Consider the following 16,571-nt stretch of genomic DNA (forward strand, 5'->3'; position numbering starts at 1 on the left):
CCCGGCGCGCCGACCGGTCACGCCGACAGTCACGATCCACTCGAGGGAGTCCTTCCGTGCCCGACATCAAGGTCGCCGTACTCAGTCCTGACGCGCGCCAGGAGGAGACGGTCACCACGGGCACGAAGGCCTGGGAGCTGTTCCGCGACGACGCCGACGTCATCGCCGCCCGGGTCGGCGGCGTGCTCAAGGACCTGTCCTACGAGCTGGTCGACGGCGACGAGGTCGAGGGCGTGGCGATCGACAGCCCCGACGGTCTCGACATCCTGCGCCACTCCACCGCCCACGTCCTGGCACAGGCCGTGCAGCAGGTCTTCCCCGAGGCGAAGCTCGGCATCGGCCCGCCGATCCAGGACGGCTTCTACTACGACTTCGACGTCGAGACCCCGTTCGTGCCGGAGGACCTCGCGAAGCTCGAGACCACGATGCGCAAGATCGTCAAGGAGAACCAGCGCTTCGAGCGCCGGGTCACCAGCGACGAGGACGCCCTGGTCGAGCTGGCCGACGAGCCGTACAAGGTCGAGCTGATCGGGCTCAAGGGCAGCGCGGGCGAGGCCGCCGAGGGAGCGTCCGCCGAGGTCGGCGCCGGCGAGCTCACCATCTACGACAACCTCAACCGCAACGGCGAGGTCGCCTGGAAGGACCTGTGCCGGGGCCCGCACCTGCCGACCACCAAGCGGATCCCCGCGTTCAAGCTGATGCGCAGCGCGGCGGCGTACTGGCGCGGCGACGAGAAGAACAAGCAGCTGCAGCGCATCTACGGCACCGCCTGGCCGAGCAAGGACGACCTCGACGCCCACCTGCACCGGCTGGAGGAGGCCGAGCGCCGCGACCACCGCAAGCTCGGGCGCGAGCTGGACCTGTTCTCGTTCCCCGACGAGATCGGCTCCGGCCTGCCAGTCTTCCACCCCAAGGGCGGTGTGATCAAGCGGGCGATGGAGGACTACGTCCGCGAGCGCCACATCGCCGAGGGCTTCGAGTACGTCGGCACGCCCCACATCGCCAAGGAGGGGCTGTTCTACACCTCCGGGCACCTGCCGTACTACGGCGAGGGGATGTACCCGGCCCTCGACGTCGACGGCATGGAGTACCGCCTCAAGGCGATGAACTGCCCGATGCACAACCTGATCTACCGCTCCCGGCAGCGCTCCTACCGCGAGCTGCCGCTGCGCCTGTTCGAGTTCGGCCACGTCTACCGGCACGAGAAGTCCGGCGTGATCCACGGCCTGACCCGCGTACGCGGCTTCGCCCAGGACGACTCGCACTCCTACGTCACCCCGGAGCAGGCGCCGGCCGAGGTCGAGCACCTGCTCGACTTCATGCTCTCGCTCCTGCGCGACTTCGGGATCGACGACTTCTACCTCGAGCTGTCGACTCGCGACGAGTCCAAGGACAAGTTCATCGGCTCCGACGAGGACTGGGCGAAGGCGACCCAGGTGCTCGAGGACGTCGCCCGCGCGACCGGGCTCGAGCTGGTCCCCGACCCGGGCGGCGCGGCGTACTACGGCCCGAAGATCTCGGTGCAGGCCAAGGACGCGATCGGCCGCACCTGGCAGATGGGGACCGTCCAGTACGACTTCAACCAGCCCTCGGCCGACCGCTTCAACCTCGAGTACGTCGCCGCGGACGGCAGCCGTCAGCAGCCGGTGATGATCCACTCGGCCAAGTTCGGCTCGATCGAGCGGTTCATGGGCGTCCTCGTCGAGCACTACGCCGGCGCCTTCCCTCCGTGGCTCGCCCCGGTCCAGGTCCAGGGCATCCCGATCGCCGAGCGGCACGTCGACTACCTCCACGAGGTGGCCGCCGAGCTGAAGAAGCACGGGATCCGGGTCGAGGTCGACGAGTCCGACGACCGGATGCAGAAGAAGATCCGCAACGCCCAGCTGCAGAAGGTGCCGTTCATGGTCATCGCCGGTGACCAGGACGTCGAGGCCGGGGCGGTCAGCTTCCGCTACCGCGACGGGCGCCAGGACAACGGCGTGCCGATCGCCGAGGCCGTCGCCCGGGTCGTGGCGGCGGTCGACGCGCGCGAGCAGGTCTGAGCCATGGGCGGCGGCGGTCGCCGGGTGGCGCTCGCCTGCGCCACCACGGCGTTGGCCGGCGTACTCACGGGCTGCGGCGGATCCACGCCCACGGGTGCGCCCCCGCGCCCGCCCGTCACCACACCGACCGCCACCGAGACCGCGGTCGACGGCGCTCCCGCCGGTGACGCGGGCGATCCCGGGGCCGACGCGAGCGACCTGGCCAAGCTGGCCGAGGAGGCCGCCCGCAACGCCGGCCAGGGCCCGACGAGCGACATCGCCCCGCGCGACGGCGAGGTGCTCGGCGGCGACGTGAGCTGGCCGCAGTGCCCGCCCGGGACGGGCATCCCCGAGAAGCAGGGCAAGGGGCTGCCGATGCCGCTGCCCGAGGCCCAGTACGTCGTCCTCGGGCTCACCAACGGCCCCGGCTTCACGCCCAACCCGTGCCTCGCCGACCAGGTCGCGTGGGCCAGGGACAACGACGTGCTGGTCTCGGTGTACGCCGTGTCGAGCTACCCGAGCGCGGCCACGCTGAAGAGGTACGGCGCCGACGGGCCCTACGAGGCGACCGACCGGCTGGGGAGGCTGCGCAACGTCGGCTACCAGCAGGCCCGGTTCAACATCGGCACGATGGGCCAGGTCGGCGTGGTCAGCCCGATCGTGTGGATCGACATCGAGCCGGTGCCGAACTTCGACTGGAGCGCGGACCTGAAGGAGAACGCCGCGGTGATCGAGGGCGTCGCGCGCGGCTACACCGACGCCGGCTTCGCGATCGGCGTCTACTCCACGCCGGCTCTCTACCGCCGCGTCGTCGGCGACCTGAGCCTCGGTGGCGTCCCCGAGTGGCGCGCCGCCGGTCAGACCTCCCGCGCGGAGGCGCTCAACCGGTGCGGAGCCGACTGGTCGATCCAGGGCGGCACCGCCGTCATGGGACAGTGGGTGGCGCAGGAGCGCGACCTGAACCTGACCTGTCCGGGGATCGCGGCCGACCTCGGCCGCTGGTTCCACCGGTTCGCGTGAGGGTGAGCGGCAGCGTGGACGTGGGGCGACGTGAGAGGGTTCGGCAATGACCTCGGAGAGTGCGGAGACCGAGCCGCTCGACGGGCGTCGGCGGCGCTGGCAGGAGCACAACCAGGTGCGCCGTCAGGTGATCATCGACGCGGCGATCGCCGTCCTCGAGCGCCAGGCGCCGGGTGAGGAGGTCCAGGTCCAGGCCGTCGCCGACCAGGCGGGCATGAGCCGAACCGTCATCTACCGCCACTTCGAGGACCGCTCCGACCTCGACCGCGCCGTCCAGCGGGCGATCTGCGAGCAGGTCGGCAACCAGCTGCTCCCCGCCCTGTCGTACGACGGCACGCCGGACCAGATCATCCACCGCATCGTCGGCAACTTCATCCGCTGGGCCGAGGCGCACCCCACCCTGTACTGGTTCGCCGAGCGCGACCTGGCCGGCTGGGGCCCGAGCCCGCTCAGCCAGGCCGTCCAGCAGGTCGCCGAGGGCATCGAGGGGATCATGGCGATCGTCGTCGCGGCGCTCGGCGTCGAGCTCACCGACGACGACCGCGCCGCCCTCGACCCGTGGGTGTTCGGCATGATCGGCGCCGTCTTCGCCGCGGTCCGCCGCTGGCTGGAGCGTGACGTCCGCGAGCCCGGGATCGAGGCCTGCATCGCGATCCTGTCCGAGTCGATCTGGCTGCAGATCAACGGCATGGCGCTCTCGCGCGGCCTCAATCTGCCCGACCTCCCGGTCGCCGAGCTGCTCCAGGCGCTCGGTCCGGCCGACTCCGACACCGGCTCCGAGGGCGGCGCATGACCCCCGTCACCGGTCCCGACGGGCTCGACCGGCTGTGGACGCCGCACCGGATGGCCTATGTCCGCGGCGAGGCCGACCCGGCCGAGGAGCCGACCCACGCCGACCCACGCCCGACCTGCCCGTTCTGCCGGATCACCCCCGACCCGGCAGCCTCCACCGACGACGAGCTCGTCGTGTTCCGCGGGCGCACGGCGTACGTCGTGCTCAACCTGTACCCCTACAACCCCGGCCACCTGATGGTGCTGCCCTACCGTCACGTCGCCGACTACCTCGACCTCACCGACGAGGAGACCGACGAGGTCACCGCGCTGACCAAGACGGCGCTGCGCACCATCCGCGCGGTCTCGCAGCCGCACGCCTTCAACGTCGGGCTCAACCTCGGCGGCGCCGCGGGCGGGTCGCTGTCGGGGCACCTGCACCAGCACGTCGTGCCGCGGTGGTCGGGTGATGCGAACTTCATGACCGTGATCGGCGGCACGAAGACGCTGCCCCAGCTGCTGGGGGACACCCGGGATCTGCTCGCCGGCGCCTGGCCCGCGACGGGCTCAGGGTAGGTTCTCGACCCGTGTTGGAGCGCTTCAAGGAGTTCTGGGCCGGGACCGTGCTGCATCCGGTGGTGCGGCTGTTCATCCGGCTGGGCATCAGCCCCGACGCGGTGACCCTGGTCGGCACGCTCGGCGTCAGCGCCGGAGCCCTGATCTTCTTCCCGCAGGGCGAGCTGCTCATCGGCGTCTTGTTCATCACCGCCTTCGTGTTCAGCGACCTGATCGACGGCCGGATGGCCCGCGAGACCGGCCGGGTCTCGAAGTTCGGCGCCTTCTGGGACTCCACCCTCGACCGGATCGGCGACGGCGCGATCTTCGGCGGCCTCGCGCTCTACTTCGCCGGCACCGGCAAGGACCAGGGCGACAGCTACCTCTACCTCTGCGTGACCCTGTGGTGCCTGGTGATGGGCTCGGTCACCTCGTATGCCCGGGCCCGCGCGGAGTCCCTCGGCATGGACGCCAAGGGCGGCCTGGCCGAGCGGGCCGACCGGCTGGTCTCGATCCTCGTGATGACCGGCCTGGGGGCGCTGTTCGACCTCCCGATCCTGATGTACGTCACCTTGTGGGCCCTGGCCCTGGCGAGCACCTACACGGTCGTCTTCCGGGTGCTGAAGGTACGTCGCCAGGCACTCGCGTCCGAAGGCCAGCCCCCCGCGTAGCGGAGCCGGCCGCCGCCGTACGATTGGTCACATGAGCGAGCAGCAGGAGCACGGCACCACCCGGGTCAAGCGCGGCATGGCCGAGATGCTCAAGGGTGGCGTCATCATGGACGTGGTGACCCCGGAGCAGGCGAAGATCGCCGAGGACGCCGGCGCGGTGGCCGTGATGGCGTTGGAGCGGGTCCCCGCGGACATCCGGGCCCAGGGCGGGGTGTCGCGGATGAGCGACCCCGACATGATCGACGGCATCATCGCCACGGTCTCGATCCCGGTGATGGCCAAGGCCCGGATCGGGCACTTCGCCGAGGCCCAGGTGCTGCAGTCGCTGGGTGTGGACTACATCGACGAGTCCGAGGTGCTGACCCCGGCCGACTACGCCAACCACATCGACAAGTGGGCGTTCACGGTGCCGTTCGTGTGTGGTGCGACCAACCTGGGTGAGGCGCTGCGCCGGATCACCGAGGGCGCGGCGATGATCCGCTCCAAGGGCGAGGCGGGCACGGGTGACGTGTCCAACGCGGTGACCCACATGCGCACCATCCGCGCCGAGATCCGCCGGTTGGGCTCGCTGGCCGACGACGAGCTGTACGTCGCGGCGAAGGAGCTCCAGGCGCCCTACGACCTGGTCGTCGAGGTCGCCCGCACCGGCAAGCTGCCGGTGGTGCTGTTCACCGCGGGTGGGATCGCGACCCCGGCGGATGCGGCGATGATGATGCAGCTGGGTGCCGAGGGCGTGTTCGTCGGCTCCGGCATCTTCAAGTCCGGCAACCCGGCCCAGCGGGCCGAGGCGATCGTGAAGGCCACGACCTTCCACGACGACCCCGACGTCGTGGCGAAGGTGTCGCGGGGGCTGGGCGAGGCCATGGTCGGCATCAACGTCGAGGAGATCCCCCAGCCCCACCGGTTGGCCGAGCGCGGCTGGTGACGCGGCGCTCCATCGGCGTCTTCGCGCTGCAAGGTGACGTGCGCGAGCACCTCCAGACCCTCACGGCGCTGGGGGCCGACGCGTTCGCCGTACGACGCCCGGCCGAGCTCGAGCGCTGCGACGGCCTCGTGCTCCCCGGCGGGGAGTCGACCACCATGGCCAAGCTGGCGCGGACCTTCGAGCTGCTCGAGCCGCTGCGCGCGCGGGTCCGCGACGGCATGCCGACCTTCGGCACCTGCGCCGGGATGATCCTGCTGGCCGACCGGATCGAGGGCGGCACCGCCGACCAGGAGACGATCGGCGGGCTCGACGTGACCGTGCGGCGCAACGCCTTCGGCCGCCAGGTCGACTCCTTCGAGGCGGACCTGCCCTTCGCCGGGCTGGCCGACCCGGTGCATGCCGTCTTCATCCGCGCGCCCTGGGTCGAGCGGACCGGCCCCGACGTCGAGGTGCTGGCCGAGGCCCAGGGCCACCCGGTCGCCGTACGGCAGGGACACCTGATGGCGACCTCCTTCCACCCGGAGGTCGACGGCGACGGCCGGGTACACCGGGTGTTCCTCGACCTCGTCGGGTAGGTCAGCCGTCGTCAGCGGCGTCGTCGCCGCGACGACGCCGTGGCCCGCCGTCGTCGGCGCGTGCGCCACCAGTGGGTCGACGGAGTGCGTGGCCTGACGGTCGTCGCGGTGGTGCCCTTCCACGCCGAGCCGGTCGCCGGGCCGACGTGCTGTTCGTGTGGCCACGGGTAGACTCCACGGCCGGCACCGAGCAGAGCGGTGCGCCGGTTCCCTCTTAGGCACCGGCGCTGCCTAAGAAAACGACACTGTGACCAAGAGGGACGGGTATGTCTGGCCACTCCAAGTGGGCGACCACGAAGCACAAGAAGGCCGTGATCGACGCCAAGCGCGGCAAGCTCTTCGCGAAGCTGATCAAGAACATCGAGATCGCCGCGAAGATGGGTGGCCCTGACCCCTCCGGCAACCCCACGCTCTTCGACGCCATCCAGAAGGCGAAGAAGCAGTCGGTGCCCAACAAGAACATCGACTCCGCGGTCAAGCGCGGCGGCGGCCTCGAGGGCGGCGGCGTCGACTACGAGACCATCATGTACGAGGTCTACGGTCCCCAGGGCGTCGCGCTCCTCGTCGAGTGCCTCACCGACAACCGCAACCGGGCCGCGATGGAGGTCCGCACGGCGGTCACCCGCAACGGCGGCACCATGGCCGACCCCGGCTCGGTCTCGCGGCTGTTCACCCGCAAGGGCGTGGTCGTGGTCGCCAAGAGCCAGGAGGCCAAGCAGGTCTCCGAGGACGACCTGCTCGAGGCGACGCTCGACGCCGGCGCCGAGGACGTCAACGACCTGGGCGAGAGCTTCGAGGTCCAGTCCGAGGCCACCGACGTCGTCGCGGTCCGCACGGCGCTGCAGGACGCCGGCATCGACTATGACTCGGCCGAGGTCCAGTTCGTCGCGACCATGGACATCCCCGTCGCCGACCCCACCGCCGCCGGCAAGGTGTTCAAGCTGGTCGACGCCGTCGACGACCTCGACGACGTGCAGAACGTGTTCACCAACGCCGACATCCCCGACGAGATCCTCGACCAGCTCGAGGACTGATCAGTCGTCCGGGCGTGTCTTTCCGTGCTGACCACGGAAAGCGTCTACCTTGGGTCCGAACACATGTTCGGACGAAAGGTGCTGACGTGCGCGTGCTCGGGATCGACCCGGGGCTGACCCGCTGCGGCCTCGGCGTGGTCGAGGGCTCGATCGGGCGCCCGCTGGCGCTGGTCGACGTGAGCGTGATCCGTACGTCGAGCGACCTGGCCATCCCGGAGCGGCTGGTGACCATCGAGCGGGGCATCGACGCCCGGCTCGACGAGTACCGGCCCGACGCGGTCGCGATCGAGCGGATCTTCGCCCGCTCCGACGTCAGCACGATCATGGGCACCGCCCAGGCTGCCGGCATCGCCATGGTGTGCGCCGCGCGGCGCGGGCTGCCGGTCGCGCTGCACACCCCGAGTGAGGTCAAGGCGGCCGTGTCCGGCAACGGCCGCGCCGACAAGGCCCAGGTCGGCTCCATGGTGGCCCGGATCCTGCGCCTCGACGCTCCACCGAAGCCCGCCGACGCCGCCGACGCCCTCGCCCTGGCCATCACCCACATCTGGCGCGGGGGCTCCCAGGCCCGGATCGATGCGGCCCTGGCGGCTGCAGGAAAGAGGACGCGATGATCGCCTTCGTCCGCGGCCAGGTGGCCGCCCTGACCCTCACCAGTGCCGTCGTCGAGGTCGGGGGGGTCGGCCTGGAGCTGATGTGTACCCCCGGCACCCTCGCCCAGTTGCGCACCGGTGCCTCGGCCACGCTGCCGACCAGCATGATCGTGCGCGAGGACTCGCTGACCCTCTACGGCTTCGCCGACGAGGAGGAGAAGACGATCTTCGAGCTCGTCCAGACCGCCTCCGGCGTGGGGCCCAAGCTCGCCCAGGCGATCGTGGCGGTGCTCTCGCCCGACGGCGTGCGCAACGCGATCGCCTCCGACGACGTGCGCACCCTCACCAGGGTCCCCGGCATCGGCCAGAAGGGCGCGCAGCGGATCATCCTCGAGCTCAAGGACCGCATCGGCGTGGCCCCCGGCACGACGAGCACCGGCTCGGTGGCCGACGGGGCCTGGCGCGACCAGGTCCACCAGGGCCTGGTCGGCCTCGGCTACAACGCCAAGGACGCCGACAAGGCCGTCGACGCGGTCGCCGGCGAGGCGGGGGCGGCGCCCGACGTACGTGCGCTGCTGAGGGCCGCGCTGCGCTCCTTGTCGAAGGCCTGAAAGGCTGCGTAGATGCCCTTCCACGAGGACGACCTGGAGGCGGCGGAGGACGTCCACCTCCGCTCGCTGACCGCCGCCGAGGCCGAGGGCGACGAGCGGGCGGTCGAGGCCGCCCTGCGTCCGCGCAGCCTCGACGAGGTGGTCGGCCAGGCCCGGGTCCGCGACCAGCTCGGCCTGGTGCTCGAGGCCGCGCGGCAGCGGGGGCGGGCGCCCGACCACGTGCTGCTGTCGGGTCCGCCGGGACTCGGCAAGACCACGCTGGCGATGATCATCTCCCACGAGATGAACGCGCCGCTGCGGATCACCAGCGGCCCGGCGATCACCCACGCCGGCGACCTCGCGGCGATCCTGTCCGGGCTCAACGAGGGCGAGGTGCTCTTCGTCGACGAGATCCACCGGATGTCGCGGCCGGCCGAGGAGATGCTCTACCTCGCGATGGAGGACTTCCGGGTCGACGTCGTGATCGGCAAGGGACCCGGCGCGACCGCGATCCCGCTCGAGCTGCCGCCGTTCACCCTGGTCGGCGCCACCACCCGGGCCGGGCTGTTGCCGGGACCGCTGCGCGACCGGTTCGGGTTCACCGCCCACCTCGAGTTCTACGAGCCCGACGAGCTGGACCGGATCGTGCGGCGCTCCGCCGACCTGCTCGGCGTCGACCTCGCCTCCGACGGCTCCTCCGAGATCGCCGGCCGCTCACGGGGCACGCCCCGCATCGCCAACCGGCTGCTGCGCCGGGTGCGCGACTATGCCCAGGTCCGCGCGGACGGCGTGGTCACCCGCCCGGTGGCCCAGGCGGCGCTCGACCTGTACGAGGTCGACGAGCTCGGCCTCGACCGTCTCGACCGGGCGGTCCTCGAGGCGCTGTGCCGCCGCTTCGGCGGGGGACCGGTCGGTGTCTCGACGCTCGCCGTCGCGGTGGGCGAGGAGCGCGAGACCGTCGAGGAGGTCGCCGAGCCGTTCCTGGTCCGCAACGGCTTCCTCGCCCGCACCCCCCGCGGCCGGATCGCGACCCCGGCCGCGTGGAGCCATCTCGGGCTCGCCCCGCCCGCGCTGCCCTACGACGCCGTGGGGCCCACCCTCTTCGAGGACTGACCCCGGTTATCCACACCGAATCCGCCGTCGATCCGTGTCGTGCCAGGGTCCGTGGCTACACTGACCGGCGGTCCCGGGGACGGCTTCGTCCTGCGGTGTCCGTCCGTGCCCTTTGGAGAGGTTTGTCTGTGAAAGACGCTGCGTCCCTGCTGCCGATCGTGGCGATCGCGGCCATCTTCTGGCTGCTGATCATCCGCCCCGCCTCGCGCCAGCGCAAGCAGGCTGCCTCGCTGCAGGCGGGCCTGAGAGTCGGTGACGACGTGATGCTGACCTCCGGCATCTTCGGCACCATCACGGGAGAGGCGGACGACCACCTCGAGGTCGAGCTCGCCCCCGGCATCGTGATCCGGGTGGTGCGGGGCGCGGTCGCGTCCGTGCGCCGCGACGCCGAGCCGGAGACCTCCGATGACCTGACCGACCGTCCCGACGACGAAGAGGAGCGCTGAGCATGGCATCCCGCCGTCCGCGCCCTGGGCGCCACCTGATCGTCTTCTTCCTCGGCCTGGCCGTGCTCTACGGTCTCACCGCGCTCTCGCAGGCCGGCGTGAAGGACCCCGACACCCCCTGGCGCCCCGCGCTCGGGCTCGACCTCCAGGGCGGCACCCGGATCACGCTGACCGCCGAGAAGGCTCCGTCGAAGGAGAACCTCGACGAGGCGCGCCGGATCATCGACCAGCGCGTCAACGGCTCCGGTGTCGCCGAGGCCGCGGTCACCACCCAGGGCGGCCGCAACATCGTGGTCGAGGTCCCGGGCAAGACCAAGAACCGCAACCAGCTCGAGGAGACGGTCAAGCGCCAGGCGCAGCTGCGCTTCCGCCTGGTGGCGTGCTCCGACGTACGCCCGGCCTCCTGCGACACCGGCGCCGGCACCGGAGGCATGGGTCTGGGCCGAGCGCCGCTCTCGCTCGCCGAGGACGACCCGACCGACGCTCCCACCGACGCCGCGACGGAGACCCCGACCGACGGCGCCACGGACACCCCGACCGACGCCCCGACCGGCACGCCCACCGACGGCGCGACCGAGACCCCGACCGCGGGCGACCCGGGCGGCGACGGCAAGGCATGGACCGTCAAGGACGACATCGCCTGGTCCCGCAGCCCCGACCAGGCCGCGATCGCGCTGTTCAACAGCTACACCTGTGACGCCAAGGGCGTGGTCGTCGACGCCGAGGGCAAGCCCGCCGAGCAGGTCGACGACCCCGACCGGCCGCTCGTGGCGTGCTCGACGCCCGACAGGGACAACGGTGTCATCAAGTTCCTGCTGAGCCGCTCGGTCGTCGAGGGAACCGAGCTCGACGACGCCAGCGCCCAGACTCCGCAGAACGGCGTCGGCTGGGTCGTCGCCATCGAGATGGGCAACAGCAAGGACCGCGCCCACCCGAAGGGCTCCGCCGGCGCCTCCTCGGACTTCGAGGCCGTCTCGCGGGCCTTCGCCGGCACCGACGAGCAGTTCGCGGTCGTCCTCGACGGCCAGGTGCTGACCTACCCGGTGATGAACAGCGTCATCACCGACGGCCGCTCGCAGATCGAGGGCGACTTCACCGAGCAGGAGGCGCTCGACCTCGCCAACAGCCTCAAGTTCGGCGCGCTGCCGATCAAGTTCAACGACAAGCAGACCTCGGTCGAGGAGATCGGCCCGTCCCTGGCCGGAAACCAGCTCTCCGCCGGTCTGACCGCGGGCGCCATCGGCCTGGTCCTGGTGATGCTCTACTGCCTCTTCTACTACCGAGGCCTGGGCCTGGTGGTCGTCAGCTCGCTGTTCGTGGCGGCGGCGATCACGTACGCGTTGGTGCTGCTGCTGAGCAAGACCGCCGGCTTCACGCTGACCCTGCCCGGCATCGCCGGCCTGGTCATCGCGGTCGGCATCACCGCGGACTCGTTCGTCATCTTCTTCGAACGCATCCGAGACGAGATGCGCGAGGGCAAGTCGATGCGGGTCGCGGTCGAGACCGGCTGGGCCCGCGCCCGGGTCACCCGGGTCGCGGCCAACACGGTCCAGATCCTCTCGGCGCTGGTGCTCTACATCTTCGCCACCGGCGCGGTGAAGGGCTTCGGCTTCGCGCTCGGTCTCACCACGCTCATCGACCTCGCGGTGCTGTTCTGGTTCACCAAGCCGATGGTGTCCTGGCTCGCGCAGTTCAAGGCGTTCAACTCCGGGCACAAGCTGTCCGGCCTCAGCAAGGAGACGCTGGGCATGGACATCACGCCCTCCCGCCCTCGTCGTACCGCCGTCGCCGGAGGTGACGCCTGATGGGCAAGATGTCCCGCCTGGGCAACGAGCTGTACCAGGGCCGCAAGTCGATCGACTTCATCGCCAAGCCGTGGCTCTTCTACGCCATCTCCGGCTTCCTGGTCGCCGCCGCGGTGCTGGTGCTGTTCCTCAAGCCGCTCAACATGGGCGTCGAGTTCACCGGCGGCACGACGGTGTCGGTCCCGGTCGGCTCCGGCAACGCCACCCAGTCGACGGCCGACGACCTGCGCACGAAGGTCGCGGACTCGGGGATCCAGAACGCCGAGAACCCCACCGTCACCACCGAGGGCGACTCCTCCCTGGTGATCCAGGTCGAGAACCTCAGCGAGAAGCAGCGCGGCGAGATCTCGGCGCTGGTCCACGAGGAGTTCCCGAGCGTCGACGAGGGCGACCTGTCCGTTCAGGACATCGGCCCCAGCTGGGGCCAGGAGGTCGCCAAGCGCGCCGGGATCGGCGTCGCGATCTTCCTGCTGCTCGTGGTCCTGTTCATCTGGGGCTACTTCCGCGAGTGGCGGATGTCGGTCGCCGCGCTCATCGCGCTGATCCACGACGTCATGCTGACCGTCGGCGTCTACGCGCTGTCCGGCTTCCAGGTGACGCCCGCCGCGGTCACCGGTGTGCTCGCGATCCTCGGCTTCTCGCTCTACGACACCGTCGTCGTGTTCGACAAGATCAAGGAGAACACCACCGTTCTCCGCAAGAACACCCAGTCGTACGCCGACGCGGCCAACCTCGCGGTCAACCAGACCCTGGTGCGCTCGATCAACACCTCGATCGTCGCGCTCATCCCGATCGGCGCGATCCTCTACGTCTCCGCCGTCCAGCTGGGCGCCAGCTCGCTGCAGGACCTCGCGCTCGCGCAGTTCGTCGGCATGGGCGTCGGCGTCTACTCCTCGGTCATGCTCGCCCCCCGGGTGCTGGTCCACCTGAAGATGCAGGAGACCGAGATGCAGATCCAGGCGCGCCGGGCCAAGGCCAAGCAGCGCGCCCTCGCCGACCGCTACGCCTCGGTGCCCGTCGGCACCGACGACGACGCGCCGCTCCCCGGTCGCCGCCTCGACGACCCCGACGCGATCCCGGACGAGCTCCTCGAGGAGGAGTTCGAGTTCGAGGTCGAGGAGGACCCGGCCCCGCGTCGTACCGCTCCCAGCGCCGATGCCCTCGGCAAGGGCCGCGTGGTCCCCAGCAGCAGCCGGCCGGTCAACGAGAGCGGCAGCTCGGGCCGCAAGCAGCCGGTGCGCCAGGCGCGGTCCAAGCGCGGCAAGAAGTAGCGCGGTGACCGTCCGCGAGCGCGCGGCCGACGCCTTGGCCCGGCTGGTCCGCGACATCGCGGACTTCCCGGAGCCGGGCATCGTCTTCAAGGACATCACGCCGCTGCTGGCCGACCCGGCCGGCTTCGCCGCGGTCGTCGAGGCGATCGCGGAGATCGGGCGCGACGAGAGCGGCGCGGTCGTCGTCGACAAGGTCGTCGGCATGGAGGCCCGTGGGTTCATCCTCGCGGCTCCGGTCGCGCTGGCGCTCGGTGTGGGCTTCGCCCCGGTCCGCAAGGCCGGCAAGCTGCCGTACTCCACCCACCGCGTGGACTACGCCCTCGAGTACGGCGAGGCGGTGCTCGAGCTGCATCAGGACGCCGTCACGCCGGGGGAGCGGGTGCTGCTCGTCGACGACGTGCTCGCCACCGGCGGCACCGCCGGCGCCACCTGTGAGCTGGTGCGGCGCTGCGGCGCGGAGCCGGTCGGCTTCGCCGTCCTGATGGAGCTGGGCTTCCTCGAGGGCCGCTCGGCTCTCGGCGACGTCGCGGTGCATGCCCTGCAGACCGTCTGAGGCCGACACGAGTGGCCCGCCCACGGGCGACTCGGGTTCCGCGCCGCACTACTAGACTGGCGCCATGACCGAGGAGCGCACGACGCCACGGGTGCCGACGGCGCCCGCCCCGGTCGCCAGCGAGCCCGGCGGCGGGCGCGGTGTCCGCGCCCGCCTGGCCCGGATGGGCAGCCGCAGCCAGGTCTCGAGCCCGGTCCTCGAGCCGCTCTTCCGTGCGGTCCGCACCAACCACCCCAAGGCTGATCTTCAGCTGCTGGAGCGCGCCTATCTCACCGCCGAACGGCTGCACGCCGAGCAGAAGCGCAAGAGCGGCGACCCGTACATCACCCACCCGCTCGCGGTGACCACGATCCTCGCCGGCATCGGCATGACCGAGCCGACGCTGGTGGCCGCGCTGCTGCACGACACGGTCGAGGACACGCCGTACACCCTGGAGGAGTGTCGCCGCGACTTCGGTGACGAGGTCGCGCTGCTCGTCGACGGCGTGACCAAGCTCGACAAGGTCGTCTACGGCGACTCGGCCAACGCCGAGACGATCCGCAAGATGATCGTCGCGATGTCGCGCGACATCCGGGTGCTGGTCATCAAGCTCGCCGACCGGCTCCACAACATGCGCACGCTGCGCTTCGTCAAGCAGTCCACGCAGGAGCGCAAGGCCCGCGAGACGCTCGACATCTACGCCCCGCTGGCCCACCGGCTCGGCATGAACACGATCAAGTGGGAGCTCGAGGACCTCGCCTTCGCGACCCTGCACCCCAAGATCTACGACGAGATCGTGCGCCTGGTCGCCGAGCGCGCGCCGTCACGCGACTCGTTCCTCGCCGAGGTCATCTCCCAGGTCGAGAAGGACCTGCGCGAGGCGAAGATCAAGGCGACCGTCACCGGCCGGCCGAAGCACTACTACTCGATCTACCAGAAGATGATCGTCGGTGGCCGCGACTTCTCCGACATCTACGACCTCGTCGGCATCCGCATCCTCGTCGAGGAGGACCGCGACTGCTACGGCGTCCTCGGCGTGCTGCACTCGCGCTGGAACCCGGTCCTGGGCCGGTTCAAGGACTACGTCGCGATGCCGAAGTTCAACATGTACCAGTCGCTGCACACCTCGGTCATCGGCCCGCAGGGCAAGCCGGTGGAGATGCAGATCCGCACCTTCGCCATGCACCGCCGCGCGGAGTACGGCGTCGCGGCGCACTGGAAGTACAAGGAGGACGGGCGCGCCGGCCACGACACCGATCAACGAGGCCCCGGCGGCCCCATTCCTTCTGGGGACGACATGAGCTGGGTGCGCCAGCTGCTCGACTGGCAGAGCGAGGTCGAGGACCCCGGCGAGTTCCTGGAGTCGCTGCGCTTCGAGATCAACCAGGCCGAGACCTACGTGTTCACCCCCCGCGGCGACGTGATCGCGCTGCCGTCCGGCTCCACCCCGGTCGACTTCGCGTACGCCGTCCACACCGAGGTCGGCAACCGCACCATCGGCGCCCGCGTCAACGGCCGCCTCGTCCCCCTCGAGTCGACGCTCGAGAACGGCGACGTGGTCGAGGTCTTCACCTCCAAGGCCGAGGGCGCCGGCCCGTCGCGGGACTGGCTGAGCTTCGTGAAGTCCCCGCGCGCCCGCTCCAAGATCCGCCAGTGGTTCACCAAGGAGCGCCGCGAGGAGGCCATCGAGCGCGGCAAGGACGAGATCGCCAAGCTGATGCGCAAGGAGGGCCTGCCTCTCAAGCGACTGCTGTCCCACGACTCGCTCACCCTGGTCGCCACCGCGTTCCGGCTCACCGACGTCACCGCGCTCTACGCCGCCGTCGGCGAGGGGAACCTCGGTGCGCAGACCGTCGTACGCAAGGTGATCGAGCTGCACGGCGGCGACGAGGGCGCCCAGGAGGACCTGGCCGAGGCGGTCACCATCACCGGGCGCCGCGGTCGCCCCCGCCGTGCCACGAGCGGCGACGCCGGCGTGATCGTCACCGGCTCACCCGACGTATGGGTCAAGCTCGCCAAGTGCTGCACCCCCGTCCCGCCCGACGCGATCCTCGGCTTCGTCACCAAGGGCGGCGGAGTCTCGGTCCACCGCAAGGACTGCACCAACGCCGCCAGCCTGCTCGCCCAGCCCGAGAAGCTCGTCGACGTCGAGTGGGCGCCCACCGGCCAGTCGACCTTCCTGGTCAACATCCAGGTCGAGGCCCTCGACCGCTCCCGGCTGCTCTCCGACATCACCATGGTGCTCTCGGACGCCCACGTGAACATCCTGTCGGCCAACCTCACCACCTCCCGGGACCGGACGGCGAAGTCGCGCTTCACCTTCGAGATGGCCGACGCCAAGCACCTCGACACCGTCCTCAACGCGGTCCGCTCCGTCCCCGGCGTCTTCGACGCGTACCGCGTCACCCAGTAGTCGCGGGTGCGGGTTTCCCCGCTGAGGCGGGTATCCCCGCGCTTCCGGCCTGTTGCAACGGGCAGGAAGCGTAAGGACAAGTCAGGGAGTGGAGCACTGGCCGCGAAGCTATCCACAGCCGAAGAACCTGTCCGTCCCAACCGCACGAATTGCGGGCAGGGTGGGACGCATGATGTTGGCGAGCGACGATCCACGGCTGCTTCCCGTCCACCTGCGGCGAGAGCTACTGATGACGGGTC

General features: G+C 70.8%; 16 protein-coding genes. All 16 read left to right on the forward strand.

Annotation, left to right across the window (positions count from 1 at the left end; translation table 11 throughout):
- Positions 1-56: 56 nt before the first annotated feature.
- The 16 genes from thrS to ACUP6Y_RS10835 all read left to right on the forward strand — a co-directional run bounded on the left by thrS (position 57) and on the right by ACUP6Y_RS10835 (position 16,332).
- Positions 57-2,042: a threonine--tRNA ligase gene (gene thrS, locus ACUP6Y_RS10760; protein ID WP_462556147.1), complete on the forward strand. Its 1,986-nt coding sequence runs from the start codon at positions 57-59 to the stop codon at positions 2,040-2,042.
- A 3-nt stretch (positions 2,043-2,045) separates the two neighbouring features.
- Entirely contained in the window at positions 2,046-3,041 is a 996-nt protein-coding gene (locus ACUP6Y_RS10765) for a hypothetical protein (protein WP_462556150.1), read from the forward strand.
- Between the two features lie 46 nt (positions 3,042-3,087).
- Positions 3,088-3,834 carry a TetR/AcrR family transcriptional regulator gene (locus ACUP6Y_RS10770; protein WP_462556152.1) on the forward strand — a complete coding sequence of 249 codons (747 nt, stop codon included), beginning with the start codon at positions 3,088-3,090 and terminating at the stop codon, positions 3,832-3,834.
- Entirely contained in the window at positions 3,831-4,388 is a 558-nt protein-coding gene (locus ACUP6Y_RS10775; protein ID WP_462556155.1) for an HIT family protein, read from the forward strand. The genes ACUP6Y_RS10770 and ACUP6Y_RS10775 overlap by 4 nt, the downstream gene beginning before the upstream one ends.
- An 11-nt stretch (positions 4,389-4,399) precedes the next feature.
- Positions 4,400-5,038 (forward strand): phosphatidylinositol phosphate synthase, encoded by a 639-nt coding sequence (gene pgsA, locus ACUP6Y_RS10780; RefSeq protein ID WP_462556157.1) that lies wholly within the window; start codon positions 4,400-4,402, stop codon positions 5,036-5,038.
- 31 nt (positions 5,039-5,069) lie between these two features.
- Positions 5,070-5,963 (forward strand): pyridoxal 5'-phosphate synthase lyase subunit PdxS, encoded by an 894-nt coding sequence (gene pdxS / locus ACUP6Y_RS10785; protein WP_462556160.1) that lies wholly within the window; start codon positions 5,070-5,072, stop codon positions 5,961-5,963.
- Complete coding sequence (pdxT, locus tag ACUP6Y_RS10790) at positions 5,960-6,538, forward strand: pyridoxal 5'-phosphate synthase glutaminase subunit PdxT (RefSeq protein ID WP_462556162.1); 579 nt, start codon at positions 5,960-5,962, stop codon at positions 6,536-6,538. Before pdxS ends, pdxT begins: the two co-directional genes overlap by 4 nt.
- A 266-nt stretch (positions 6,539-6,804) precedes the next feature.
- On the forward strand, positions 6,805-7,572 hold the full coding sequence (locus ACUP6Y_RS10795; RefSeq protein ID WP_462556164.1) for a YebC/PmpR family DNA-binding transcriptional regulator: 768 nt from the start codon (positions 6,805-6,807) through the stop codon (positions 7,570-7,572).
- A gap of 86 nt (positions 7,573-7,658) precedes the next feature.
- A complete protein-coding gene (gene ruvC, locus ACUP6Y_RS10800) occupies positions 7,659-8,183 on the forward strand; it encodes a crossover junction endodeoxyribonuclease RuvC (protein WP_462556166.1) in 525 nt (174 codons plus the stop codon).
- Positions 8,180-8,773 (forward strand): Holliday junction branch migration protein RuvA, encoded by a 594-nt coding sequence (gene ruvA / locus ACUP6Y_RS10805; protein ID WP_462556169.1) that lies wholly within the window; start codon positions 8,180-8,182, stop codon positions 8,771-8,773. Before ruvC ends, ruvA begins: the two co-directional genes overlap by 4 nt.
- A gap of 12 nt (positions 8,774-8,785) precedes the next feature.
- Positions 8,786-9,865: a Holliday junction branch migration DNA helicase RuvB gene (gene ruvB, locus ACUP6Y_RS10810; protein ID WP_462556172.1), complete on the forward strand. Its 1,080-nt coding sequence runs from the start codon at positions 8,786-8,788 to the stop codon at positions 9,863-9,865.
- A gap of 128 nt (positions 9,866-9,993) precedes the next feature.
- Positions 9,994-10,311, forward strand: a complete 318-nt coding sequence (yajC, locus tag ACUP6Y_RS10815; protein WP_462556175.1) for a preprotein translocase subunit YajC — start codon at positions 9,994-9,996, stop codon at positions 10,309-10,311.
- Positions 10,312-10,313: 2 nt separating this feature from the next.
- Positions 10,314-12,116, forward strand: a complete 1,803-nt coding sequence (secD, locus tag ACUP6Y_RS10820; protein WP_462556177.1) for a protein translocase subunit SecD — start codon at positions 10,314-10,316, stop codon at positions 12,114-12,116.
- Positions 12,116-13,387: a protein translocase subunit SecF gene (gene secF, locus ACUP6Y_RS10825; protein ID WP_462556179.1), complete on the forward strand. Its 1,272-nt coding sequence runs from the start codon at positions 12,116-12,118 to the stop codon at positions 13,385-13,387. Before secD ends, secF begins: the two co-directional genes overlap by 1 nt.
- A 4-nt stretch (positions 13,388-13,391) precedes the next feature.
- A complete protein-coding gene (locus ACUP6Y_RS10830) occupies positions 13,392-13,940 on the forward strand; it encodes an adenine phosphoribosyltransferase (protein WP_462556181.1) in 549 nt (182 codons plus the stop codon).
- Positions 13,941-14,004: 64 nt separating this feature from the next.
- Positions 14,005-16,332, forward strand: a complete 2,328-nt coding sequence (locus ACUP6Y_RS10835; protein ID WP_462556183.1) for a RelA/SpoT family protein — start codon at positions 14,005-14,007, stop codon at positions 16,330-16,332.
- Positions 16,333-16,571: the final 239 nt, after the last annotated feature.

This window comes from Nocardioides sp. S5-5, assembly GCF_054954065.1.